Source organism: Kitasatospora sp. NPDC001175 (genome assembly GCF_053598215.1).
In genome coordinates this window covers 63,847-85,223 of the sequence record NZ_JBSFJU010000009.1, presented here as the reverse complement: position 1 = coordinate 85,223, position 21,377 = coordinate 63,847, and the positions used below count along the sequence as shown (strand labels likewise).

The window sequence follows — 21,377 nt, the reverse complement described above, 5'->3', positions numbered from 1 at the left end:
GAAGTGCAGTCGCTCCGACCGGTCCACACCTCGTGAGCGACCGAGCCACCTCAGCACCTGCCCGGACCAGCCCGCCTGCGGGATCGCACCGCTGCAACTACGACTAGTTCGAACTTCCCTGGCCGTTCGTCCGGCCGGGGCCGTCACTGGGCCGGGTGATCAGTAGCCGCCCGGGAACTCTCCAGCCTTGACCCCGGCGACGAACGCCGACCAAGCGTCTGCCGAGAAGGACAGCGTCGGACCGTCCGGGGCCTTGGAGTCGCGGACAGCCTGACCTTCGCCAACGGTGCGGGCAGTCTCCACGCATTCTCCTCCCTGGCCCGAGTAGGACGACTTCCTGAACGGGGTCACCACGTCGGATCGACTCACCGTTGCTTCTCCTCGCCATCGTCGTGCGGGATGTCCCGGATCGCCTTCGCAAGGAAGGCCGAGGTCTGTTCGGGTGTCCAGGCAGCTGATCTCAGGGCTTCTGGCGCGTAGACATATCCTGATCGCTCTTCAGCAGCTCCTATTGTCACGAAGTTTGTGAAGCCCAACGTGAACCTGCCGCACTGGCGCTGGACGGCCCCTGCCGCGCTCCTGGCCATCCTCGGTGCAACCGTCTGCGCCTCCTACGCTTCCACAGCGGCCTACGACTGGCGGAGCCTCCCGCGACTCATCTGCGAGAGCCAACCCGCTCCTCCCGTACTGGTCCAGGCGGCTGCCTGGACCAGCCCGCTCCTCGGAACCCTTGCCGTGATCTGCATCCAGATGCTGCTGCGGACCGCTTCCCGCGTGCAACGACCCGTGCGGCCGTGGCTTGTCGCGAGCCTGACGGTGGTGTTCGCCATCAGCCTGCTGGGTGTCGCGTTGGACGTGGTCACCCTCAACCAGCTGGTCCCGGATTTCCAGACCCGACCCGGATCCACTCTGGGATGTGGGTCCTGATGGGTCGTGAGGCGGAGGTAATGAACCCGGCTCCGTCCCCGACCCACGCGCGGTGGCGTCGAACAGCCGTCGCCACGCTGCTGGGCAGCCCTCTCGCGCTCGTCAGCGTGCTCTACGCACGGTGGGCGGATTTTCGTTACGTGGACATCCCCCTGGGCAACTGCCTGGACAGCCCCGGCCTGCCTCTGGCAGCTCGGCTGGCGGCCTGCGGGGGTGGGGCTCTCGGGATCGCTGTCGTGATCCTGATCACCGTCCTGCTCCGGAGCGCGACTCGCGGCCCGCGGCCCGTCGAGTCCCTTCTCACTCCGGTGTTGAAGGCAATGCTCTTCGTCAGTCTGGTGTTCCTCCTGGTGGAGGTGTACGACCTGTCCGAACTCCTCGGGCACTTCCACCCCGTGCATCCACGCCGGGACTGCGACCTCTGATGCCGGACTCCGAGACCGCACGGGATCCATAACTGCTGCTCCGCCGTTGACACGCTCACGGATGGCTCAGAATCTGCGGAAGCCAACGGCCCTTCGGATAGGGATGGCTCGTCCATCGCCTAACCGAAGGGCCGACATGTTCTCTGCGTCATCGACGTCGAAGTCGAACTCGAAGCTGAAGAAGCTCGCCACCCGCGCGCTGTGCTCCGCGGTACTGCTGGCGACGCCGTTGCTGGCGGCGCAGCCGGCGGCGGCCGAAGGGCCGAAGACTCCGCAGGAGGCCGCGGTCTGCAGGGGGCTGCTGACAACGTTCTTCGGAGGGGCGGCCGGATTCACCCAGCAGAACGTCGGTGCGGTCTGCGCGATTCAGACGGACGCCGACACGAGCGATTGACGGATCGTCGGATGGCGGGGGCCTCGCTCACTGGGCGGGTGCCCGCCATTCGCCGCGCAGCGCGGCCATGCAGAACACGTCGTAGCGCCGGCCCTCCCACATGTGGGCGTCGCGCAGGTGGCCTTCGAGGACGAACCCGGCCTTCTGGTAAGCGCGGATGGCGCGCAGGTTGAAGGAGTAGACCTCCAACTGGACGCGGTGCAGCCGTACTTGGTCGAAGGCGTAGCCGAGCAGGAGGCGTGCTGCCTCGGTGCCGTAGCCGCGGCCGGCGAGACCGGGGCTGAGGGCGATGCGGAAGGCGGCGGACTCGCTGTCGTGGTCGACGTCGATCAGGGCGAGTTCGCCGAGGTAGTCGCCGGTGGTGCGGTCCTCGATCGCGAGGTCGAGCCGGCCGGGCTGGGTGGCGCGGTCGGCGCACCAGTCGCGGACGAAGTCGAGGGTGAACTCCCGGCGGGTGCCGGTGAGTCGACGGTTCTCCGGGTCAAGGGTGGCCTGCCAGAAGGGTTCCGCGTGCTGAGGGCCCAGGGGTACCAGGCGGACTCGTTCGCCGATCACGGTGGGTTTGTCGTTCAGGGCGTGGTCGTTGATCACTCAGCAGTTCTACTCGGGCCGTCACCGGTCGGCCAAACCGTCTCCGGACGTCCGGTGGCGCGTGACACCATTTCAGACATGTACCTCGAAGAGGGCCGCGTCCTGCGGTGGAACTTCTCCTTCGGCGGGCAGTTGCTCGCGGTGGTCCCGGTGCGGGTCGTGGCGCACGGCGCCGACGGTCTGTGGCTGTGGATGGCGGGCGGATCGCCGGTGTGGGAGGCGGAGTTGCCCGCGGGACGGCACATCCGCGACATCGATCCGGCGCAGTGGCCGCCCGGCGGGTACCGGCTGGTGCCGGGGCGCTGGTACGAGGGCGGTTCACTGATCTTCCAGCCGAGCGGGGCCGGGCACGCGGTGTGGTGGAAGTTCGCGCCGGAGCCCGGGTGTGCCTTCGAGGGCTGGTACGTGAACCTGGAGCGCCGTACCCGCCGGGGCGACGACATCGACGTCGCGGACCAGGAGTTGGATCTCACCGTCGCGCCGGACGGTACCTGGCGGTGGAAGGACGAGGAGTCCTTCGCGGCCAAGACCGGCCATCCCGCGTACTGGACCGCGGAGCAGGCCGCGGAGGTGCGGGCGGAGGGGGAGCGGCTGGCGCGCCTGGCCCAGGGCCGGGAGTTCCCGTTCGACGGGAGCCGGTGCGACTACCGGCCGCCCGCCGACTGGGGCAGGCCGCCCCTGCCACCCGCACCGGCACGGCGGCTCTCGGGCACCGCCGTGCCGCCCCAGCGCGGCACCGTGGCCGAGGCGGCGGCCCACGGTGAGCACGACGGTCCGGCCCAGGGGAGGTGGGGGTCGCCGACAGCACCGCCGCACCGCTCAGGCGGCCGCAGCGCCGACGAACCACCCGGTGGTGCGGCGCTCAGGAGTACACGCTGATCTGCGTCCGGTGCCGGCTGGGGCGCTCGATCTGGTCCAGCACCGCGATGGCGTAGTCGGCGTGCGAGATGTGCCCGCCGCCTTCCGGGAAGGCGCGGCCGCCCAGCTGGTACCGCCCGGTGCGTACGCCGTCGTGGCCGAGGTCCATCGGAGGGGTGAGCACCAGCCAGTCCAGGACGGCCGGTGCCCGGGTGGCCAGCAGGTCGAGGGCGAGGGCGTGGCCGAGCGAGAAGGTGCGCCACTCGGCGGGGAACTCGGGGTCGTCCATGACCCGGACACCGGGTGCGGTCTCCAGGGTGGCGGCCATGCCGACGCTGACCAGCCGGCCGGTGCCGGCCCGCCCGAGGCCGGCGAGCAGGCCCTCGGTGACGGCACCGTAGAAGTCCTGCGAGGGCACGTCGGCCCGGTACAGAGAGCTGACGGCCGCGCCGTGCCCGGCGGCGGCCTCGGCCACCGCCTCCGCATCGCTGACATCGCAACCCACCACCGTCACCTGAGGACCCGCCAGGTCGGCATGCCGCTCGGGTGAGCGGACCGCGGCGGTGACGGACAGGCCGCGTGCGACGGCCTCGGCGGTGACGGCACGGCCGACCCGGCCGCCCGCGCCGAAAACGACAAGGGTGCTGCTGCTCATGGGGACTCCTACCGGTGAAGGGCGCCGGACCGCGCCTGGCCCGACGGTAGGACGAGGGGTGCCGGTTACTTCAAGGAAACCGCCGGCTCACCCCGCTGCCTGGAACTGCTGCGCCGGGACAGGCCGTCCGAGTGCCGAGCCGTCCGGCTCGGAGGAGGAATCTCAGCCGACCAGTCCGCCCGGCGCGGTGCGCCGTACCGGCCCGCCGGGTGCCTGCCGGAGGACCCCGCGCGGGGACGCCCGCCGGACGGCCCGCCGACGCGCCGGTCGGTGACCGTGCGTCCCCCATCCGCGCGGCCCGGCGCGACAACAGTGCGACCGGCCGCCCAGACTGAACACCGTCCGGCACCGGACAAACCCTCTCTGCCGTGGCTCTTTCGGGCTGAGCAGGGCCACCGACGATCCGAGCCGATGATCCGACGGACAGCAAGGCATGATCACTCTCCGCACTCGCAGACCGATCACGCCGGACGATCCCCGGTCCTCGGTCCGGCGACTCGGCACCCCGCCGCACACCCGCCACCGGCACCGTCGGGGTTCACACCGGTCCTTGAGACCGCACCGTGTCAGATCGGCGCCCCGGCACACGAGTTCGGCCCCGACCTGCTGTGCCGAGAGGTCGCGGCCGGGCGCTCCGGGGCGACGTCGCAGCGGTCAGCCTCATGACCCGCACCGGCCTTGACGGAACGAGCGGCCGGCTCGGAGGAGTGCTCCGAGCACCCCTCGTCCGATCCGGGCGGCCTGCGCGCCACTGCCGGCCGCTCCGGGGACACCGCTGCGACCCGCCGGACACCGCAGAGCCCCTTCCAAGACCCTTCCCGAGGAGAACACTCCGATCATGCGCACGTCGTTCGTGAACCTGGCCAAGACGCTCTGCGTCGGTCTCGTCTCCACCACCGGGGCGCTCGTCGCGCCCGCCACGGCCCACGCACAGACCACCGTCCCCTGCAACACGGCTGCTCTGGCCGCCGCCATCACGGCAGCCAACGGGGCGACCGGACCGGTGACGCTCACTCTCAAGCCCGGTTGCACCTATGGCCTGACCAGCCCGTTGCCGGACATCCTCGGCGACCTCACCATCAACGCGCGCAACAGCACGATCACGCGCAACTCCGCGACGCCGTTCCGCATCCTCACGGTCAGGAACTCCCTCCGCCTCCGTGACGCCACCATCAGCAACGGCGACGCCGGCGGGGACTTCGGCGGGGGCATCGCCAACTTCGGAACGCTCACCGTCACCAGCAGCCGGATCCGCGACAACCGCGGCAACTTCTCCGGAGGCATCGGCGGGTTCACCGGCACCACGACCACGATCACCGACAGCATGCTCACCGGCAATCACGCAGTGCACAACGGCGGCGCCGTGGCCAACGACGGCAACATGACCATCAACCGCAGCCGGATCATCGACAACTCCGCCGACCAACTGGGCGGTGGCGTCGCCAACGACGGCAGGCTGCGCATCGACGACAGCAACCTCAACGAGAACCAGGCCGGCACCGGCGGCGGCGGGCTCGCGACCTTCGGCAACGTGACGGTCACGATCGTCCGGAGCAATGTCAACAACAACCGGTCCACCACTGCCCCGGGCGGCATCTACAACAACGGCAGTTCCGTGACCCTCACCATGAGCCGGGTCAACGGCAACAGTCCCACCAACTGCCTCGGCAGCCCGACCGCAGTACCAGGCTGCTCTGGCTGACGCCACATCGAGGCTCCGGTGCAGGGCGACTGAGCAAGTCGCCCCTCCAACCGGAGCCTCGTTGCGTCGGCAACCGCCCGACCAGCCGCATCACACCGTCACGACCGGCAACTCCCGGACTTCGAAACACCACTGGCGTTCATGCAAGCACCTTCAACGAGCCCGTCTTTCTCGGCAGCGACGGTACGACCGGCTTCCTACGGACCTGGGCTTGAACGCCACCGACACCACCGCAGTACCGTCAGGTCATGATCGAGTTTGAGCCGCTGACCGCGGACTTCTTCGGACCGCACTGCCCGGTCCCCGCACTGCCCATCACCGGCGGGGCGAAGTGGAGTTGGAAGATCATGCGCTGTCTGGAGGCCGGGCCGCGCCGCTTCTCCGAGCTCAAGGTGCCGCTGCGCGGCATCACGGCCAAGGTGCTGGCCGAGACGCTGCGCGCGATGGAACGCGACGGCGTGCTGACCCGCACAGCCCACGACGAGAACCCGCCGCGCGTGGAGTACGAGCTGACGCCGCTCGGCCGTTCGCTGTTCGGGCCGATGGACGCGGCCTGCGCCTGGGGCCGCGAGCACCTGGCCGACCTGCTGGCGGCCCGTGAGGCGTACGAGCAGGGGGAGCGGGAGGTGGCGTAGGGCGCGGCGACTGGCAGGATCTTGGCGCTGTGCGGCGGTCCGGCCGCTGGCGGAGCCGAGGGCGGCCGGGCCACCCTGGACGCATGATCACTCCTGACACCAAGGACTGGACCTGGGTCCTCCAACGCCCCTGCGCCGACTGCGGGCTGGACACCCCGTCGGTGGCCCGCGAGGACGTCCCCGCGATGGTCCGCGCCAACGCCACCGCCTGGGTTGCCAGGCTCGCCGAGCTTCCCGACGAGCGGTTGCGCCGCCGCCCGCGCCCCGACGTCTGGTCGGACCTGGAGTACGCCTGCCACGTCCGGGACGTGTTCCGGCTCTTCGCCGTCCGGCTCGACCTCATGCTCACCCAGGACGATCCGCTGTTCGCCAACTGGGACCAGGACGAGACCGCCGCCGCCGAGCAGTACGGCAGCCAGGATCCGGGGCTGGTCGCGGTGCAGCTGGCCGAGGCGGCGGAGCGGCTGGCGCAGGCCTTCGAGGCGGTCGCCGGCGAGCAGTGGCAGCGCACTGGCGGCCGCAGCGACGGTGCGCGGTTCACCGTGGAGTCCTTCGCGCGCTACCTGATCCACGACCCGGTGCACCACCTCTTCGACGTCACCGGGACGCGGGTCTGACGCCCACTCGGGCAGTCGGCGTTCTCGGGCGGCCTCAGACGGTCCAGGCGGGGAGCCCGTGCGGCACGGCCTCGGCGAGCACCCGCTCCACCGCGAAGTCGGACCCGTCGCGCACGACGAGCAGGAAGCGGTGCCCGTTGTCGGCCCGGCGCGGTTCGAAGGCGATGTGGGCGAACGGGGCGGTGGCGGTGCTCGCCGCGGCCAGCCGCTGCAACTCGCCCTCCACCCGGGCCCATTCCTCGGCCGGGACGTACTGGCGCATGACGGAGTGCCAGACCACCGTCAGCGTGCCCTCCCGGGGCTGGACGTCCGCGAGGAAATCGGCGGCGCCGACCGGGTCGACCCGCGTCGGAGTCGTGCCGGCGAGCCGGAGCGCCCCGTTCAGCCGGGCGGCGCGGGCGGGCTGGTCGGCCCAGACGTAGGCGCGCAGCGCGAGCGCGCCCTCGGCGGAGACGGGGTCGATCGGGGTCGGGTCGCAGCCCCGCCGCTCGGTGACGACGACGGGCGGCTGCTCCTCGTCGAGCCAGGCCGGCGGGGCGCCGCGCCAGGCGCCTGGGAGCAGTACGGGCGAGTCCTCGGGGCCGTACCCGAAGCCGGCGGACTCGTAGCGGAAGCGGTCGGCGAGGAGGTTGAGCCCGGCGCTGGAGCCGAGTTCGAAGAGCCGTACGGGGAGCTGGCGTCCGGCGAGGGTGTGCAGCAGGCCGGTGATCAGGAGGTTGGCGCGGCCGACCTCGTTGGTCTGCGGGGGCCGGGTCATCCAGTCCCTGATCCACGGGAGCTCGGCCGCCACGGTGGTGCGGAAGGCGTCCCAGGCCCGGTCGGTCGCGGCCGGGTCGAACGTGCCGCCGGCGCTCGGGAAGCGCACGGCGAGTTCCGGGGCCCGCCCGGTGAGCACCAGCGCGTGGACGCCGCCGATCAGGCGCAACGCGATCGCGTCGGGGCCGGGTGCGCCCTCGTACCCGGCGATGGCGTCGGCGCACGGGCCGCCGTCCCGGACGTCCTGGGCGGCCCGCCTGAGCAGCGCGGCGTACAGCGGGGAACCCAGCTCCTCACAGGCGTCGGCCTGGAGTCCGATCATCGCGACGGCGTGGTCGATGGACATGCGAAGGTGACTCCTGCCTGCTCGGGACCCGGACAGAGATCATCCTTCGCCTGGTGGGGACCGGTGAGTAGTGGCCGGGCAGGTGATAACGATCACGGCCGCGGGAGCCGGCTCACCAGTCGGCCGCCTCGTGCCGGAAGGCGTGCCGCAGCTGGCTGGCGATGCTCGCGCTGTCGCTGCCGACCACGTCGGCGATCTCGGGGGTGGCCAGGCCGACCACGTAGTGCAGGATGGCGAGATCCTCGTCCATGGCCGCGCTCCGCTGCTCCGGGAGGTCCGGCCGCTCGGAGGCGGTACGGCCGGCCGGGCCGTCGCGGTGCGCGATCTGTTCGGCGACGGTGGTGCGGAGGATCTGCCAGGCCGCCGCGGCGGGATTGGGGCTGCCCAGCACCTCGCGCCACACTCCGGCCAGGGCGCGGAAGGCCTGCTCGACGATCGCCGCCGCCTGGGCCGGCTCGTGGAACCAGACCCGGGCGTAGCTCAGGTACCGCGGGTGGTGCAGCTCCCGGAACGCGGCGAACTCCAGTGGCATGGCGGAGAGTTCGGAGGAGTCGAGCTCGGTGGAGCCGTCCGGACTGCCCAGGCCGGTGGAAGGGACATGACGGTCGGTCACATCGGCCTCGCGATCTGGTCTCGGCGGCAAGGGAGCACCCTGTGCTCACTCTAGGCCCTTGAGTGGCTGCTTTGAGTGACAAGTCCCATCAGATTCCCGGAATGGGCTTGATTGAGCCGCTATTTGACGCTGTGTCAGCCGTGGTGTCGGATGAGTGTACCTGCAAGCGTGTCGCAGCTGGTTGGGATAGGTACAACGGCAGTGGCTGCAAGGGAGTTGGTGTGCCACCGTGGGTCTCATGGAGGCACACGCGGACCACCACCACGGCCCTGGCACCGGCCGCAGCCACACCCACGCAGCCGCCGATCCGCTCACCGGCGGGCCCGCCGGCGGGCGCACCCACAGGCATGATCACGTCGGACGAGGAGACGGCCACGGTCACAGCGGGCACGGTCACGACCACGGTCATGGCGCGCACAGCCACGACCACAGCCGCGACCGCGACCGCGACCGCGACCGCGATCACGACCACAGCCGCGACCACGACCACGATCACGGCCACGCGCCGGAGCGCTCCTGGCGCGGTGCCGTCCACCGGCTGGCGCATCTGGTCAGGCCGCACTCGCACGAGGCCGCCGACCGCCTCGACAGCGCTCTGGAGTCCTCCGCCCGGGGCCTGCGTACGCTCTGGGTCTCGCTGCTGGTCCTCGGGCTGACCGCCGCCGCGCAGGCGGTGATCGTCGGGCTCTCCGGCTCGGTCGCCCTGCTCGGCGACACGGTGCACAACTTCGCCGACGCCCTGACCGCGGTGCCGATCGGACTCGCCTTCCTGCTCGGCCGCCGGGCCGCCAACCGCCGCTACACCTACGGCTACGGCCGGGCCGAGGACCTCGCCGGGGTGGCCGTGGTGCTCGCAGTGCTGGCCTCCTCGGTGCTGGCCGCGGCCACGGCCGTGGACCGGCTGCTGCACCCGCAGCCGGTCACCCACCTGTGGGCGGTCGCCGGGGCGGCGCTGGTCGGCTGCCTGGGCAATGAGTGGGTCGCCCACTACCGGATCCGCACCGGGCGGGCGATCGGCTCGGCCGCCCTGGTCGCGGACGGTGTGCACGCCCGTACGGACGGGTTGACCTCGCTGGCCGTACTGCTCGGCGCGGCGGGCACCGCGGTGGGCTGGCACGCCGCGGACCCGATCGTCGGCCTGGTGATCACCGGTGCGATCCTGCTGGTGCTGCGGACCTCCGTGCGCGAGGTCGGCCGGCGGCTGATGGACGCGGTCGATCCGGTCCTGGTGGACGCGGCGGAGCGGGAGCTGCGGACGGTCGCGGGCGTGCAGGGGGTCGGGGCGCTGCGGATGCGCTGGATCGGGCACTCGCTGCGGGCTGAGGCCGAGGTCGTGGTGGACGGCGGGCTCACGGTGGTCGCCGGACACCAGGTGGCGGAGGCGGCCGAAAGGGCGCTGATCAGGGCGGTTCCCCGGCTGCTGGCCGCCACCGTGCACATCGACCATCCGCCGGTCGGGGTGAAGCCCTGACGGTGGATCATGGTCGGCTCAGGGGCCGGGCAGGGGTGTCACCGATGGCCGCGGAGGTGCGCCGGACGGCAGGCTGACGATCATGAAGATCATCGCCGCCGCCATCGAAGCCGAAGCCGCCGCGACCGGAGCTGAGGCTGCCGAGGCCCGGGCCATCGGCGCCCGCCCCTTCCTCGCCCGCAGGGCGGTGAACGCGCTCGCCGGTGCGGCCGTCACGGTCGCCATAGTGGCGGCCTACGAGCCCGGCTTCGCCCACCCGTAGCCGCCGGCACCTGTCCGGGCGGGCACCGACCGGAGGAGTTGCGGGGGGGCGTACCGCTCCGACCGCTGCACCGGGCGGCTCGGCCGGCACCAGGGCGGGAGGGCGCCGGACGACGCCGGGGGCGGCCACCGAGTCGTGGTGCGAAGGCGGTTCGGACTGCTGTGCCGGACGACCCGGCATGGATTTCGAGCTCACCGGCCCGCTGCTGCCCGGGGCCTGCGGCATCGGCGCGGACGCCCCGTCGACCTCCGGCCGAAGCGCTCAGGCAGGTCGGTACGGCTCTCCCCGGAAACCCCCTTCGATCTTGTTCTCGGCGTACGCGGGCGGGTTCACCGCCCCTGTCGCCGAGGACCGGGCCCATTCGTCCGGTCCGCTGGACCCCCGCCTCGGCCTCCCCTCCCCGAGCGGCGACCCGATGGCCTACGACGCCGAGTGCGCCGTCAGGACGTACGACCGGCCGCCGGCCCGTTGACCTGCGGGTCCGCGGTCTGGGCGGGTTCCGCCGCCTGGCGGGCCCGCAGTGCGGCCGCCGCTGCGGCAGCAGAGGCCGCGGCCGCGGCGGTCGAGGCGGCACCGGTGCGGTGCTCGCGTTCGGCGCGGCCCCGCTCGCCGCGGCTCCGGTCGGTGCCTCTGCGCTGGGTCGGGGTGCGCTGGGCCGACTCGGCCCGGCACTGCTCGGTGACGCGCGGCGCGCCGCTTCTGGTGCGGGCCGAGCCCTCGACCGCCTCGCGCGCCGCGAGGTAGGCCTGGACGGCGGCGATGCCGTAGACGGGCTGGATCAGCTGGTGCCCCTTGAAGAAGGGGCGGGCCGGGGCGAAGCCCGCGGCGACCACCAGGTCGCGGATCTCGGCTATCTCCTCCTCGGTGCGAGCGGTGAAGCGGACCTCCCACCCCTTCTTGTACGTGCGGCCGTCCTCGCCGTTGCGGCGGGCCAGGTCTGGCTGGCGGACGTAACCGGGCAGACGGCCGAGACGAAGTTGGGCGGCACGCAGGCCGGCGGACTCATCGCGTGGCATGAGCTGATGGTAGGCAATCCCGGAGGGCGGTCATGACCTCGGGGCAGTGCTTCACCGTATGTCCTTCGTCACTGTCGGTCAGTCGCCGCAGCTCAGCGCGGGGTGTCGGGCGGGCGTCACCGAAGGTCGTAGACGACGAAAAACCGGATGGCACATGTCAACTGCGGTCGAAACCGGCAAGGTGCTGAACGTCCATTACGCCGAATGAGTGAGGGTATGGGGACTTTAGTGCGGGGCAGTCCCGATTTCGCGACGGTTGGGTAACAGTGCGTCAGGTCATGGGTGCAGTGGGCGAGCTGTTGGGGAGGGTGTCGGCATGAGCTACCAGACTCCTCCTTCGCATCCGTCACTCGAAGAGTTGGCGCGCCGTCAGCAGAACGTCATCACGGCCAGTCAGCTGCGCGCCCGGGGAGTGCCGACCAGGTTGGTCAGTGAGCACTGCCGGCGGGGCGGTCCGTGGCAGCGGGTGCTGCCCCGGGTCTACCTGCTGCAGGACGGTGAACCCACGCCCGAGCAGCGGATGTGGGCGGCGCTGCTCTACGCGGCGCAGAACGGCCGCGAGGAGGGCCGCCGCGAGGGTGCGGTGATCACCGGTGCGGCGGCGCTCGCTCTGTACGGCTTCGCCTCGGCGCCCCGGCTGCCCGCGGTCACCGAAGTGGACGTCCTGGTGCCCAGGCAGCGGCGGTTGCGGGACGTCGGGGAGGTGCGGATCCGGCGCACCGAACGGGAGTTGGAGGCGCGTTCGGTGCACGGCCTGGCCTGCGCCCCGGTGGCGCGGGCGGTCGCGGACGCCGTGCGCGAGTGGACGGACGAGGGCGTGTTCGACCGCGGCGAGGCCCGGCCCGAGCTGCTGCGCGACGTGCTCAGGGAGGCCGTCTCGCCAACCCCGGCGACGCCGGGGCTGGTGAGTGGCGAATTCCGCTGCACGCTGCGGGAGTTGGTGGCCGAACTGCAGGAGTCGGACCTGCTGGGGGAGGCCCGGGTGCGGGCGGCGCTGGACGAACTCCTGGCCGTCGAGCGGGAGTCGGTGCTCGACCGGATCGGCGAGTTGGTGGACGAGTGGCTGCTCCCGGTGCCGCTGGCCGGCCCCGAGCTGCGGATGCGCGGCGGTACCTACATCGCGGTGCCCGACCTGTACTGGCCGGCGGTGGCCGTGGCGGTCGAGGTGGATTCCGAGCTGCGCTGCGTCAGCGAGGGCGAGTCCGCCTGGGTCAGGGGCGGGCAGCACCGGATGGAGTACCTGGGGGTGCGGGTGGTCTACGTCTCGGGGGAGCGGGTCCTGCGGGAGCCGGACGCGGTCGGGGCCGAGCTCCGGGAGGCGTTCGTGGCGGGTGGGGTCGATGTGGTGGAACTGCTCGTCATCGAGCGCTGAGGCTGCCGTCGGCGCGGGACCGGCCGGGCGGGGGCCAGGGGTGCAGGGCCCTGCGGCCGACCGTCGGTGCGGCCGGCTCCCGTGGGGCACGGGCTTCTCGCCCGAGGTTCCCGCACTCACTCCCGCAGGGCGGACATCCCCGCCCCGGCCGGGGCGGCCCCGGCAGGCCGAGCGCTGGAGCGGCACCGGGCCGAAGGCCGCGCCGTCAGGACGCCGGGCCGAGCCCGGCTCCCCGCGCCGCCGGTGGCTCACGCCACGACGACGGGGGTCCCGGTCAGTTCGACGCCTGAGCTGCGGAGTTCGGTGAGGGCGGCCTCGGTGGTGGCGGGGGCGACCCCGGCGGTGAGGTCCAGCAGGACGCGGGTGGCGAAGCCCTCCCGGGCGGCGTCCAGGGCGGTGGCCCGGACGCAGTGGTCGGTGGCGATGCCCACCACGTCCACCTCGGTGACGCCCCGCTCGCGCAGCCAGCCGGCCAGCGTCTCCCCGTTCTCGTTGCTGCCCTCGAAGCCGCTGTAGGCAGCCGAGTGGGCGCCCTTGTCGAAGACCGCCTCGATCGCACCCGAGGTGACCGAGGGCGCGAAGTTGGGGTGGAAGCCGACGCCCTCGGTGCCCGCGACGCAGTGCGCGGGCCAGGAGTCGACGTAGTCGGGCTCGGCGGAGAAGTGCGGGCCCGGGTCGATGTGCCAGTCCCGGGTGGCGACGATGTGCGCGTACCCGGGGGAGGCCTCGGCGATCAGGTCGGTGATCGCGGCGGCCACCTCGGCGCCGCCGGCGACGGCCAGGCTGCCGCCCTCGCAGAAGTCGTTCTGCACATCGACGACGATCAGTGCCCGGTGCATGGGGTGCTTCCTTGGGTGGATTCGGTGGTGCGGCGGCTCGGTGCGGCGGCCCCGGTGTGGCCACTCTAGGGAGTGACGCGCGTAGGCGGAAGCCCGGCGGCAGATGCCCGGCAGGGCGGTGACCCGGCGGCGCGGGGGCGCGGCGCGGCCGGACCGCCACGGCTTCGGCGGCGGCCGCGCAGGCTCTCGCCCGCGCCCACGGGGTGTCAGGAGGTGAGCAGTTCGGTGGCCAGTACCGGCTCGCCCTTGGAGAGCTGGGTGGCCGACAGCGGGAGGGCGGCGCGGGCGCGCTTGTGGCGCTCCCTGGCGGCGGTGAGCGGTTCGCGGCCCACCACCTCGCCGCCGGTCACCAGCGGGACGTGCAGCAGGTGCGGCGCCAGCGCCTCGGGCACCGGCCCGGTCCCGACCACCTCGGCCTCGGCCACTCCGTCCGCGTCGGGCCGCCGGGCGGCCCACTTGCGGCCGCCGACGCTGGTCTTGCCGCCGGCCGAGCGCTTGGCGACCGAGACCAGCGGACCGTCCGGCGTGGTGGCCCGGGCGACCAGCTTGTACACCATCGCGCAGGTCGGGTGCCCGCTGCCGGTGACCAGGCTGGTGCCGACGCCGTAGCCGTCGACGGGGGCGGCGGCGAGTGCGGCGATGGCGTACTCGTCCAGGTCTGAGGTGACGATGATCCGGGTCTTCTCGGCACCCAGCTCGTCCAGTTGGCGGCGGACCCGGTGGGCGAGCAGGGTGAGGTCGCCGGAGTCGATCCGGACGGCGCCGAGGGTCGGCCCGGCCACCTCGACGGCGGTGCGGACCGCCTCGGCCAGGTCGTAGGTGTCCACCAGCAGGGTGGTGCCCCGGCCCATCGACTCGACCTGGGCGGTGAAGGCGTCCCGCTCGCTGTCGTGCAGCAGGGTGAAGGCGTGGGCGGCGGTGCCGGCGGTCGGGATGCCGTAGGTGTAGCCGGCCTCCAGGTCGGAGGTGGCGGTGAAACCGGCGATGTACGCGGCACGGGCGGCGGCCACGGCGCCGCTCTCGTGGGCCCGGCGGGCGCCCATCTCGATGCAGGGGCGGTCCCCGGCGGCACTGGTCATCCGGGACGCGGCGGCGGCGATCGCCGAGTCGTGGTTGAGGACCGAGAGGATGACGGTCTCCAGGATGACCGCCTCGGCGAAGCTGCCCTCGACGGTGAGGATCGGCGAGCCCGGGAAGTAGACCTCGCCCTCGGGGTAGCCGTGCACATCGCCGGTGAACCGGTAGTTCGCCAGGTACTCCAGGGTGTCCTCCTCGACGACGCCCTGGTCGCCGAGCCACGCCAGTTGGGCGCCGGTGAAGCGGAAGTTCTCGATCGCGTCCAGCAGCCGTCCGGTCCCGGCCACCACGCCGTAGCGGCGGCCGTTGGGCAGCCGCCGGGTGAACACCTCGAAGACCGAGCGGCGGTGTGCCGCTCCGCTGCGCAGGGCGGCCTGCAGCATGGTCAGCTCGTAACGGTCGGTGAGCAGCGCAGTGGAGTGGTGCGCGGTGATGGCGTCCATGAGGATGATGCTACTACCACTTAGCGTCAAAGTGACGATTTCTGTCCGGGTGGGGTGACCCGGATTCGCCGGGACCTCCCTCGGATGGAAGCATGAGAGGCGGAAACCGTGTCCTGATGAGGAGTGTCCGCCGTGAGTGTCGCGCCCGTGGAGATCGAGCGCCCGGAGGTAGAAGGCATTCCGGCGGTGGAGCCGGACACCCCTTGGGTGACGATCGTCCACAACGACCCGGTCAACCTGATGAGCTACGTCCAGTACGTCTTCCAGGCCTACTTCGGCTTTCCCAAGGACAAGGCCAGGAAGCTGATGATGGAGGTGCACACCAGGGGCAGGGCGGTGGTCTCCAGCGGCTCCCGCGAGGAGATGGAGCGGGACGTGCAGGCGATGCACGGCTACGGACTGTGGGCGACCCTCCAGCACGATTGACCGCACGCTCCACCTGCCGGGACCTGCGGGCCGCAGGGTCTGCCGACGTCGGCGGGCGGGTCAAGGGGTGCTCCCGGTCGTGGTCGGGAGCGCACCGGAGCGGGGCCTTGCAGCCCCCGCCCGGTGGCTGGGAGGGGAGTGAGCGTCGGCACCGGACAGGATCGCCCGGAGTCGAACGGGCGGTAACGACATACGACGAAGACGGGCTGATAGGGACTCATGGCTGGGTTGTTCGAGAGTGCCGGCGACGGCGGCGCGGTGATCGTGCTGGACGAGCTGGAGGCGTCCATCCTGCGCTCGCTCGAGGTGCAGATGCTGGAACTGATCGGGCCCGGTCCGGGCGAGGGCGGCGGCGACCCGCTGGCGGCGCTGTTCGCCGAAGGGCCGACCGAGGCGCCCGTCGACCCGGCGCTGGCCCGGCTGTTCCCGGACGCGTACGGCGAGCCGGGGGCGGCGGCCGATCTGGAGACCAGGGCGATGGCCGGCGAGTTCCGCCGGTACACCGAGCCGGACCTGCGGACCCGCAAGCGGGACGACGCGCTGAACGTGATCAAGGCGCTGGACGGGCTCGGCGGCGAGGGCGGCGCGGTGGAGGTCGAGGCGGCCGACTGTCGGCACTGGCTGGGCGCGCTGAACGACCTGCGGCTGACCCTGGGCGCCCGGCTGGAAGTCGCCCAGGACGACGAGGACTTCTACGGGCTGCCGGACAGCGATCCGCGCAAGCCGCTGGTGATGGCCTACCTCTGGTTGGGCGGCATCCAGGAGTCGCTGCTCGCCGCGATGGCCGACTGAACGTTAACGACCGGTAACCCCCTGTCCACCTTTTGGACAGGGGGTTATCTCATTTCCGGCGAACTATCGCAGAACCGGACATGCCATGCTCAAATAACGCTCAGATGGGCTCGATATTCGGGCACACCGTGGTATTTCTCCTTCTTTCCCCCACGAACCAAGGACGGTGGCCATGGCCGATCAGGCGTACGACGAAGTCGTCGATACCGAGCCGGACGAGGAGGGCTACGCCCGCGGGCTGGGCAGCCGCCAGATCCAGATGATCGCCATCGGCGGCGCCATCGGTACCGGCCTCTTCCTCGGCGCGGGCACCGCCATCTCCAAGGCGGGCCCCAGTCTGATCCTGAGCTACGCGGTGGCCGGCCTGGTGATCTTCGCGATCATGCGGGCGCTGGGGGAACTGCTGACCTATCGTCCGGTCTCCGGCAGCTTCGCCGAGTACGCCCGGGAGTTCCTCGGCCCCTTCGCCGGGTACGTCACCGGCTGGACGTACTGGCTGTTCTGGGTGGTCACCGGCATGGCCGAGACCACCGCCGCCGCCGTCTACGTGAGGTACTGGCAGCCCGGAATCCCGCAGTGGGTCAGCGCGCTGGGCTTCCTGGTGGTCCTCTACGCCGCCAACCTGATCTCGGTGAAGGTCTTCGGGGAGATCGAGTTCTGGTTCTCGATGATCAAGGTGACGGCGATCATCGGCATGATCCTGATCGGCATCGGGGTGCTCACCCTCGGCTTCAGCAAGGCGGGTGACACGGCATCGGTCACCCACCTGTGGCGTGACGGCGGCTTCTTCCCCAAGGGCATCGGCTCGACCGTGATGACCCTGCAGATCGTCATGTTCGCCTACCTCGGTGTCGAACTGGTCGGCGTCACCGCGGGGGAGAGCGAGAACCCCGAGAAGACCCTGCCCCGGGCGATCAACACGCTGCCCTGGCGGATCGCGCTGTTCTACATCGGCGCGCTGATCATCATCCTGGCCCTGGTCCCGTGGACCGAGTTCCAGCCCGGCGTCAGCCCGTTCGTGGCCGCCTTCGGCAAGATCGGGATCCCGGCCGCGGCCGGCATCATCAACTTCGTGGTGCTCACCGCGGCGCTCTCCTCCTGCAACTCCGGCATGTACTCCACCGGCCGGATGCTGCGCGACCTCGCCCTGCGCGGCCAGGCCCCCGCGCGGCTGACCCCGCTCAACGCCCGCAAGACCCCGGCCGCCGCGATCACCGTCTCCTGCGCGCTGATGGGTCTGGGGGTGGTGCTCAACTACGTGACCCCGGCCAATGCGTTCGAGTACATCACCTCGGTCGCGACCGTCTGCGGCGTCTGGACCTGGGCGATGATCCTGATCTGCCAGATCCGCTACCACCGGGCCTGGAAGAACGGGCACCTGCCGCCGCCCAGCTTCAAGGCGCCCGGCGGTGTGGTGGCCAGCTGGGCCGCGCTGCTCTTCCTGGCCCTGGTCGTCGTGCTGATCGGCTTCGACCCGGACAACCGGATCTCGCTCTACGTCTTCCCGGGCTGGGCGGTGCTGCTGGTGGTCGGCTACCAGGTGCTCAAGCGCATCCGCCCGGAGGCCGTCCACGCACAGGCGCACGACCACCTGCACGTCGGGTCCGGCAGCTGAGACGGGGCTCAGATCCGGCGAGGGGGCGTGGCTATCCTGACCGCATGCTGACCATCACCCGAGAGCTGCACGACGCGATCATGGCCCACGCCCGCGCCGACCATCCGGACGAGGCTTGCGGCGTGATCGCCGGACCGGCCGGCAGCGACCGCCCCGAGCGCTTCATCCCGATGCTCAACGCGGCCCGCTCGCCCACGTTCTACGAGTTCGACTCCGGTGACCTGCTGAAGCTCTACCGGGAGATGGACGACCGGGGCGAGGAGCCGGTGGTGGTCTACCATTCGCACACCGCCACCGAGGCCTACCCCTCGCGCACCGACGCCAGCTACGCCTCCGAGCCGAACGCCCACTACGTCCTGGTCTCCACGGCCGAGGGCAACGGCGAGGGCGACCCGTTCGAGTTCCGCTCGTTCCGCATCGTGGACGGCGTGATCACGGAGGAAGGCGTCCAGGTCGTCGACGCCTGACAGCCCGCCTCGACAGGGGCCCGCCGCACCGCCCACGGACGGTGCGGCGGGCCCTTCCGTTTGGGGCGCATCTCAAGTGGAGGAACGGAAACATCCGTATCGCAAGACGGAGATGCCGCTGCCGGGCCGGGAATCTATACGATGAGCCCATGCGTTCCGTCGATGTGAGCAACCAGGCCCCGGGCATCCGCCTCGTGGCGCGCCTGCACATCGACCTGTGCCGGCTCGCCAGTTCGATCTGTCCCCCCGCGGCGGAGCCGCTCATCGACACGACCGCCGACGCCAGCTGACCTCGGCACCGAACCGCCGCCCCACCCGGGGCCACCCCTCCTTGCCGCGAGCCCTGCGGCACCCCGACCGACTCCACAGGAGCGCAGCCATGGCCATCGAGGTCCGCATCCCGACCATCCTCCGCACCTACACCGACGGCGCCAAGGCCGTCGAGGGCACCGGCGGCAACCTCGGTGAGCTCTTCGCCGACCTGGACACCCGCCACACGGGCATCGCCGCACGCCTGCTGGAGGAGACCGGCGAGCTGCGCCGCTTCGTCAACGTCTACCTGAACGACGAGGACGTCCGCTTCCTCAGCGGTGTCACCACGGAGCTCTCCGACGGCGACAGCATCACCATCCTCCCCGCCGTGGCCGGCGGAGCCCGCTGAGCTTCCCCCCGCCCGCCCGACCCACCGCCGCCGGAGGCCCCGTGCGCTACGACAGTCCGCTCGAAGCCGTCGGCAACACGCCGCTGGTCCGCCTGCCCAGGCTCTCCGCCGCCATCCCCGGCAACACGGAAGGCCTGGTCAGCCTCTGGGCCAAGCTGGAGGACCGCAACCCGACAGGCTCGATCAAGGACCGCCCGGCCCTGCACATGATCGAGCGGGCCGAGGCGGCCGGCCGGCTCACCCCCGGCTGCACCATCCTGGAGCCCACCAGCGGCAACACCGGGATCTCGCTCGCCATGGCGGCCAGGCTCAAGGGCTACCGCATGGTCTGCGTGATGCCGGAGAACACCAGCGAGGAACGCCGCGAGCTGCTGCGGATGTGGGGCGCCGAGATCATCTCCTCGCCCGCGGCCGGCGGTTCCAACACCGCCGTGCGGATCGCCAAGGAGATCGCGGCCGAGCACCCCGACTGGGTGATGCTCTACCAGTACGGCAACCCGGACAATGCCGGTGCGCACTACGCCACCACCGGCCCCGAGATCCTCGCCGACCTGCCGACCGTCACCCACTTCGTCGCCGGACTGGGTACCACCGGCACGCTGATGGGCGTCGGCCGCTACCTGCGGGAGAAGGTCCCCGGCATCCGGATCATCGCCGCCGAACCGCGCTACGACGACCTGGTGTACGGGCTGCGCAACCTCGACGAGGGCTTCGTCCCCGAGCTGTACGACGCCGAGGTGCTCTCCACCCGGTTCAGCGTCGGCTCGGCCGATGCGGTGCGCCGTACCCGTGAACTCCTGCAGCAGGAGGGCATCTTCGCGGGTGTCTCCAGCGGCGCGATCCTGCACGCCGCGATCGGCGTCGGCCGCAAGGCGGCGCAGGCGGGCGAACGGGCGGACGTGGTCTTCGTGGTCGCCGACGGCGGCTGGAAGTACCTGTCCACCGGTATCTACACCGCCGCCACCACCGAGGAGGCCGTCGAGGCGCTCCAGGGGCAACTCTGGGCCTGACGGCACGTCGGTCCTGTTGGAGGGCGCGGCACCCGGCGGGTGCCGCGCCCTCCTGGTGCGTGGATCCGTGACATTCCGGAAATTGTCCGTGTCTGACCTCCGGTCGGTCACAGGACGGTGACGGGGCGCGGGTGGTGCGCCGGAGCGCGCGGGCGGGCCGGAAGGGTCTGGTCTCCACGCCCCCCGAGATCGGCCTCGGAGAACCTCGCCCGAAGGTGGTCCACGATGAGCCCGCGCAGCTGTGAACTGTGGTCCTACGCGGAGATCGCCCGGCATATCAACGTCCAGCCCGACAGCGTCCGCAACCTCCGCCGGCACGGACTGCTCCCCGAGCCGGACCTCGTCGACGCGGGCGGCCATCCGCGCTGGTACCCGGAGGGCATCCGGACCTGGGCCCGCAACCGGCCGGGCCGTCGCTGAACGAGCGTGTGTGCGACCCGGGTCGAGGGTCTGTGCGGGCGGTGGCGCGGGCCCGGCCCGTTCTGGTGATTCCAGCCACAGCCCGGCACGGGGACGGGGACAGAGTGCCTCCGCGCCCGTACTCTCGACAGGCGAACACAGCGCTACCGGCAGGTAGTGGCAGCGGATGCGGACCATGACCCAGCGGGGCGGAGGGGCTCGGCATGAAACTGACCGTGGTGGGGTGCTCGGGGAGCTTCCCGTCCGTCGACTCGCCCTGCTCCAGCTACCTGGTCGAGGCCGACGGCTACCGCGCCGTCCTGGATCTCGGCAACGGCGCCCTCGGTGCCCTGCAGAACTACTGCGGACTGTACGAGGTCGACGCGGTCCTGCTCACCCATCTGCACGCGGACCACTGCATCGACCTGTGCGCGTACTGGGTCGCCCGCAACTACCGGGTGGAGGGGTGCCCCGTCGCCATCCCGGTGTACGGCCCGCACGGCACCGCCGAGCGGCTCGCCCGGGCGTACGACATGCCCGAGGAGCCGGGGATGAAGGAGGTCTTCGACTTCCACACCCTGAACTCGGGCAGTTTCCAGCTGGGCCCGCTGCGGGTCACCGCCGTACCCGTGAACCACCCGGTCGAGGCGTACGCCTTCCGGATCGAGCACAACGGCCGCAGCCTGGTCTACTCGGGCGACACCGGGGAGAGCCCCGAACTGGTCGAACTCGCCCGAGGGGCCGACCTCTTCCTCTGCGAGGCCGCGTTCACCCACGGCAAGGAGGAGATCGAGGCCGTCCACCTCAACGGCCGCCAGGCCGGCGAGCACGCCGCGGCCGCCGGGGTGGGACGCCTGGTGCTCACCCACATCCCGCCGTGGACGGACGCCGAGGGCAACCGGAGGGACGCGGCCAAGGAGTACCACGGCCCGATCGAACTGGCCCGCGCCGGCGCGACGTACGAGGTCTGAGCCCCCGCCGGTGCGGGGTGCCCGGTGAACGGACGGA

The 21,377-nt window shown here is 71.6% G+C and carries 28 protein-coding genes; 20 read left to right on the top strand and 8 right to left on the bottom strand.

Going from position 1 to position 21,377, the window contains the following annotated elements; genetic code table 11:
• Positions 1-159: 159 nt before the first annotated feature.
• Positions 160-351, bottom strand: a complete 192-nt coding sequence (locus tag ACWDAK_RS09535) for a DUF397 domain-containing protein (protein WP_344636368.1) — start codon at positions 349-351, stop codon at positions 160-162.
• A gap of 174 nt (positions 352-525) precedes the next feature.
• On the opposite strand from ACWDAK_RS09535, the gene ACWDAK_RS09530 reads away from it, so the two are divergent.
• The 3 genes from ACWDAK_RS09530 (at position 526) to ACWDAK_RS09520 (ending at position 1,746) form a co-directional block, all read left to right on the top strand.
• Complete coding sequence (locus ACWDAK_RS09530) at positions 526-927, top strand: hypothetical protein (RefSeq protein ID WP_427393996.1); 402 nt, start codon at positions 526-528, stop codon at positions 925-927.
• A gap of 140 nt (positions 928-1,067) precedes the next feature.
• Positions 1,068-1,352, top strand: a complete 285-nt coding sequence (locus ACWDAK_RS09525) for a hypothetical protein (RefSeq protein WP_427393995.1) — start codon at positions 1,068-1,070, stop codon at positions 1,350-1,352.
• Between the two features lie 136 nt (positions 1,353-1,488).
• Entirely contained in the window at positions 1,489-1,746 is a 258-nt protein-coding gene (locus ACWDAK_RS09520; RefSeq protein ID WP_427393994.1) for a hypothetical protein, read from the top strand.
• 27 nt (positions 1,747-1,773) lie between these two features.
• Here the strand turns inward: ACWDAK_RS09520 and ACWDAK_RS09515 are convergent, their stop codons facing one another.
• On the bottom strand, positions 1,774-2,337 hold the full coding sequence (locus tag ACWDAK_RS09515; RefSeq protein ID WP_344636292.1) for a GNAT family N-acetyltransferase: 564 nt from the start codon (positions 2,335-2,337) through the stop codon (positions 1,774-1,776).
• A gap of 78 nt (positions 2,338-2,415) precedes the next feature.
• Between ACWDAK_RS09515 and ACWDAK_RS09510 the strand changes: the two genes are divergently transcribed.
• Positions 2,416-3,216: a DUF402 domain-containing protein gene (locus ACWDAK_RS09510; RefSeq protein ID WP_427393993.1), complete on the top strand. Its 801-nt coding sequence runs from the start codon at positions 2,416-2,418 to the stop codon at positions 3,214-3,216.
• On the opposite strand, the gene ACWDAK_RS09505 is transcribed toward ACWDAK_RS09510, so the two are convergent.
• Entirely contained in the window at positions 3,200-3,850 is a 651-nt protein-coding gene (locus tag ACWDAK_RS09505; protein WP_427393992.1) for an NAD(P)-dependent oxidoreductase, read from the bottom strand. The two genes, ACWDAK_RS09510 and ACWDAK_RS09505, sit on opposite strands and share 17 nt — an antisense overlap.
• Before the next feature lie 838 nt (positions 3,851-4,688).
• On the opposite strand from ACWDAK_RS09505, the gene ACWDAK_RS09500 reads away from it, so the two are divergent.
• From ACWDAK_RS09500 to ACWDAK_RS09490, 3 genes are all read left to right on the top strand, one after another.
• Positions 4,689-5,552, top strand: coding sequence for a hypothetical protein (locus ACWDAK_RS09500; RefSeq protein ID WP_344636289.1), 864 nt, complete (start codon positions 4,689-4,691; stop codon positions 5,550-5,552).
• Positions 5,553-5,800: 248 nt separating this feature from the next.
• Positions 5,801-6,187, top strand: a complete 387-nt coding sequence (locus tag ACWDAK_RS09495; RefSeq protein ID WP_427393991.1) for a winged helix-turn-helix transcriptional regulator — start codon at positions 5,801-5,803, stop codon at positions 6,185-6,187.
• Positions 6,188-6,270: 83 nt separating this feature from the next.
• Positions 6,271-6,804 carry a DinB family protein gene (locus ACWDAK_RS09490; protein WP_427393990.1) on the top strand — a complete coding sequence of 178 codons (534 nt, stop codon included), beginning with the start codon at positions 6,271-6,273 and terminating at the stop codon, positions 6,802-6,804.
• Positions 6,805-6,838: 34 nt separating this feature from the next.
• Here ACWDAK_RS09490 and ACWDAK_RS09485 read toward each other — a convergent pair whose 3' ends face one another.
• Both ACWDAK_RS09485 and ACWDAK_RS09480 read right to left on the bottom strand, forming a co-directional pair.
• On the bottom strand, positions 6,839-7,906 hold the full coding sequence (locus ACWDAK_RS09485) for a DUF2332 domain-containing protein (RefSeq protein WP_427393989.1): 1,068 nt from the start codon (positions 7,904-7,906) through the stop codon (positions 6,839-6,841).
• 112 nt (positions 7,907-8,018) lie between these two features.
• The gene (locus ACWDAK_RS09480; protein ID WP_344636285.1) at positions 8,019-8,519 is read right to left on the bottom strand and encodes an RNA polymerase sigma factor; all 501 of its coding nucleotides are present in this window, start codon (positions 8,517-8,519) and stop codon (positions 8,019-8,021) included.
• 238 nt (positions 8,520-8,757) lie between these two features.
• Here ACWDAK_RS09480 and ACWDAK_RS09475 point away from each other — a divergent pair, with 238 nt between their 5' ends.
• The 3 genes from ACWDAK_RS09475 (at position 8,758) to ACWDAK_RS09465 (ending at position 10,724) form a co-directional block, all read left to right on the top strand.
• On the top strand, positions 8,758-9,990 hold the full coding sequence (locus tag ACWDAK_RS09475) for a cation diffusion facilitator family transporter (protein ID WP_344636284.1): 1,233 nt from the start codon (positions 8,758-8,760) through the stop codon (positions 9,988-9,990).
• 82 nt (positions 9,991-10,072) lie between these two features.
• Positions 10,073-10,252, top strand: a complete 180-nt coding sequence (locus ACWDAK_RS09470) for a hypothetical protein (RefSeq protein ID WP_427393988.1) — start codon at positions 10,073-10,075, stop codon at positions 10,250-10,252.
• Positions 10,253-10,430: 178 nt separating this feature from the next.
• The gene (locus ACWDAK_RS09465) at positions 10,431-10,724 is read left to right on the top strand and encodes a hypothetical protein (protein WP_344636282.1); all 294 of its coding nucleotides are present in this window, start codon (positions 10,431-10,433) and stop codon (positions 10,722-10,724) included.
• Here ACWDAK_RS09465 and ACWDAK_RS09460 read toward each other — a convergent pair.
• On the bottom strand, positions 10,693-11,268 hold the full coding sequence (locus ACWDAK_RS09460) for a hypothetical protein (RefSeq protein WP_427393987.1): 576 nt from the start codon (positions 11,266-11,268) through the stop codon (positions 10,693-10,695). The genes ACWDAK_RS09465 and ACWDAK_RS09460 overlap by 32 nt on opposite strands.
• A 316-nt stretch (positions 11,269-11,584) precedes the next feature.
• Here ACWDAK_RS09460 and ACWDAK_RS09455 point away from each other — a divergent pair, with 316 nt between their 5' ends.
• Entirely contained in the window at positions 11,585-12,640 is a 1,056-nt protein-coding gene (locus ACWDAK_RS09455; protein ID WP_344636280.1) for a type IV toxin-antitoxin system AbiEi family antitoxin domain-containing protein, read from the top strand.
• A 248-nt stretch (positions 12,641-12,888) separates the two neighbouring features.
• Here ACWDAK_RS09455 and ACWDAK_RS09450 read toward each other — a convergent pair whose 3' ends face one another.
• On the bottom strand, positions 12,889-13,479 hold the full coding sequence (locus ACWDAK_RS09450) for an isochorismatase family protein (RefSeq protein ID WP_344636279.1): 591 nt from the start codon (positions 13,477-13,479) through the stop codon (positions 12,889-12,891).
• Positions 13,480-13,685: 206 nt separating this feature from the next.
• Complete coding sequence (locus tag ACWDAK_RS09445) at positions 13,686-14,999, bottom strand: nicotinate phosphoribosyltransferase (protein WP_427393986.1); 1,314 nt, start codon at positions 14,997-14,999, stop codon at positions 13,686-13,688.
• Positions 15,000-15,131: 132 nt separating this feature from the next.
• On the opposite strand from ACWDAK_RS09445, the gene clpS reads away from it, so the two are divergent.
• The 9 genes from clpS (at position 15,132) to ACWDAK_RS09400 (ending at position 21,340) form a co-directional block, all read left to right on the top strand.
• Positions 15,132-15,425: an ATP-dependent Clp protease adapter ClpS gene (clpS, locus tag ACWDAK_RS09440; protein WP_344636277.1), complete on the top strand. Its 294-nt coding sequence runs from the start codon at positions 15,132-15,134 to the stop codon at positions 15,423-15,425.
• A gap of 219 nt (positions 15,426-15,644) precedes the next feature.
• Positions 15,645-16,217 (top strand): DUF2017 domain-containing protein, encoded by a 573-nt coding sequence (locus tag ACWDAK_RS09435; RefSeq protein WP_344636276.1) that lies wholly within the window; start codon positions 15,645-15,647, stop codon positions 16,215-16,217.
• Between the two features lie 172 nt (positions 16,218-16,389).
• Positions 16,390-17,832: an amino acid permease gene (locus ACWDAK_RS09430; protein ID WP_344636275.1), complete on the top strand. Its 1,443-nt coding sequence runs from the start codon at positions 16,390-16,392 to the stop codon at positions 17,830-17,832.
• Positions 17,833-17,876: 44 nt separating this feature from the next.
• Positions 17,877-18,299, top strand: a complete 423-nt coding sequence (locus ACWDAK_RS09425) for a Mov34/MPN/PAD-1 family protein (RefSeq protein WP_427393985.1) — start codon at positions 17,877-17,879, stop codon at positions 18,297-18,299.
• A 149-nt stretch (positions 18,300-18,448) separates the two neighbouring features.
• Positions 18,449-18,589 carry a putative leader peptide gene (locus tag ACWDAK_RS09420; protein WP_344636273.1) on the top strand — a complete coding sequence of 47 codons (141 nt, stop codon included), beginning with the start codon at positions 18,449-18,451 and terminating at the stop codon, positions 18,587-18,589.
• Between the two features lie 89 nt (positions 18,590-18,678).
• Positions 18,679-18,960 (top strand): MoaD/ThiS family protein, encoded by a 282-nt coding sequence (locus tag ACWDAK_RS09415; RefSeq protein WP_344636272.1) that lies wholly within the window; start codon positions 18,679-18,681, stop codon positions 18,958-18,960.
• A 41-nt stretch (positions 18,961-19,001) separates the two neighbouring features.
• Entirely contained in the window at positions 19,002-19,970 is a 969-nt protein-coding gene (locus ACWDAK_RS09410; RefSeq protein WP_344636271.1) for a PLP-dependent cysteine synthase family protein, read from the top strand.
• A 225-nt stretch (positions 19,971-20,195) separates the two neighbouring features.
• Positions 20,196-20,390: a MarR family transcriptional regulator gene (locus ACWDAK_RS09405; protein WP_344636270.1), complete on the top strand. Its 195-nt coding sequence runs from the start codon at positions 20,196-20,198 to the stop codon at positions 20,388-20,390.
• 203 nt (positions 20,391-20,593) lie between these two features.
• Positions 20,594-21,340, top strand: coding sequence for an MBL fold metallo-hydrolase (locus tag ACWDAK_RS09400; RefSeq protein WP_344636269.1), 747 nt, complete (start codon positions 20,594-20,596; stop codon positions 21,338-21,340).
• Positions 21,341-21,377: the final 37 nt, after the last annotated feature.

Excerpts from the sequence above, each read along its gene's own strand:
- ACWDAK_RS09520 (WP_427393994.1), top strand. The coding sequence starts at position 1,489 with ATGTTCTCTGCGTCATCGACGTCGAAGTCGAACTCGAAGCTGAAGAAG.
- ACWDAK_RS09510 (WP_427393993.1), top strand. The coding sequence starts at position 2,416 with ATGTACCTCGAAGAGGGCCGCGTCCTGCGGTGGAACTTCTCCTTCGGC.
- ACWDAK_RS09505 (WP_427393992.1), bottom strand. The coding sequence starts at position 3,850 with ATGAGCAGCAGCACCCTTGTCGTTTTCGGCGCGGGCGGCCGGGTCGGC.
- ACWDAK_RS09500 (WP_344636289.1), top strand. The coding sequence starts at position 4,689 with ATGCGCACGTCGTTCGTGAACCTGGCCAAGACGCTCTGCGTCGGTCTC.
- ACWDAK_RS09495 (WP_427393991.1), top strand. The coding sequence starts at position 5,801 with ATGATCGAGTTTGAGCCGCTGACCGCGGACTTCTTCGGACCGCACTGC.
- ACWDAK_RS09490 (WP_427393990.1), top strand. The coding sequence starts at position 6,271 with ATGATCACTCCTGACACCAAGGACTGGACCTGGGTCCTCCAACGCCCC.
- ACWDAK_RS09485 (WP_427393989.1), bottom strand. The coding sequence starts at position 7,906 with ATGTCCATCGACCACGCCGTCGCGATGATCGGACTCCAGGCCGACGCC.
- ACWDAK_RS09475 (WP_344636284.1), top strand. The coding sequence starts at position 8,758 with ATGGAGGCACACGCGGACCACCACCACGGCCCTGGCACCGGCCGCAGC.
- ACWDAK_RS09470 (WP_427393988.1), top strand. The coding sequence starts at position 10,073 with ATGAAGATCATCGCCGCCGCCATCGAAGCCGAAGCCGCCGCGACCGGA.
- ACWDAK_RS09465 (WP_344636282.1), top strand. The coding sequence starts at position 10,431 with ATGGATTTCGAGCTCACCGGCCCGCTGCTGCCCGGGGCCTGCGGCATC.
- ACWDAK_RS09460 (WP_427393987.1), bottom strand. The coding sequence starts at position 11,268 with ATGCCACGCGATGAGTCCGCCGGCCTGCGTGCCGCCCAACTTCGTCTC.
- ACWDAK_RS09455 (WP_344636280.1), top strand. The coding sequence starts at position 11,585 with ATGAGCTACCAGACTCCTCCTTCGCATCCGTCACTCGAAGAGTTGGCG.
- ACWDAK_RS09450 (WP_344636279.1), bottom strand. The coding sequence starts at position 13,479 with ATGCACCGGGCACTGATCGTCGTCGATGTGCAGAACGACTTCTGCGAG.
- ACWDAK_RS09445 (WP_427393986.1), bottom strand. The coding sequence starts at position 14,999 with ATGGACGCCATCACCGCGCACCACTCCACTGCGCTGCTCACCGACCGT.
- ACWDAK_RS09435 (WP_344636276.1), top strand. The coding sequence starts at position 15,645 with ATGGCTGGGTTGTTCGAGAGTGCCGGCGACGGCGGCGCGGTGATCGTG.
- ACWDAK_RS09430 (WP_344636275.1), top strand. The coding sequence starts at position 16,390 with ATGGCCGATCAGGCGTACGACGAAGTCGTCGATACCGAGCCGGACGAG.
- ACWDAK_RS09425 (WP_427393985.1), top strand. The coding sequence starts at position 17,877 with ATGCTGACCATCACCCGAGAGCTGCACGACGCGATCATGGCCCACGCC.
- ACWDAK_RS09420 (WP_344636273.1), top strand. The coding sequence starts at position 18,449 with ATGCGTTCCGTCGATGTGAGCAACCAGGCCCCGGGCATCCGCCTCGTG.
- ACWDAK_RS09415 (WP_344636272.1), top strand. The coding sequence starts at position 18,679 with ATGGCCATCGAGGTCCGCATCCCGACCATCCTCCGCACCTACACCGAC.
- ACWDAK_RS09405 (WP_344636270.1), top strand. The coding sequence starts at position 20,196 with ATGAGCCCGCGCAGCTGTGAACTGTGGTCCTACGCGGAGATCGCCCGG.
- ACWDAK_RS09400 (WP_344636269.1), top strand. The coding sequence starts at position 20,594 with ATGAAACTGACCGTGGTGGGGTGCTCGGGGAGCTTCCCGTCCGTCGAC.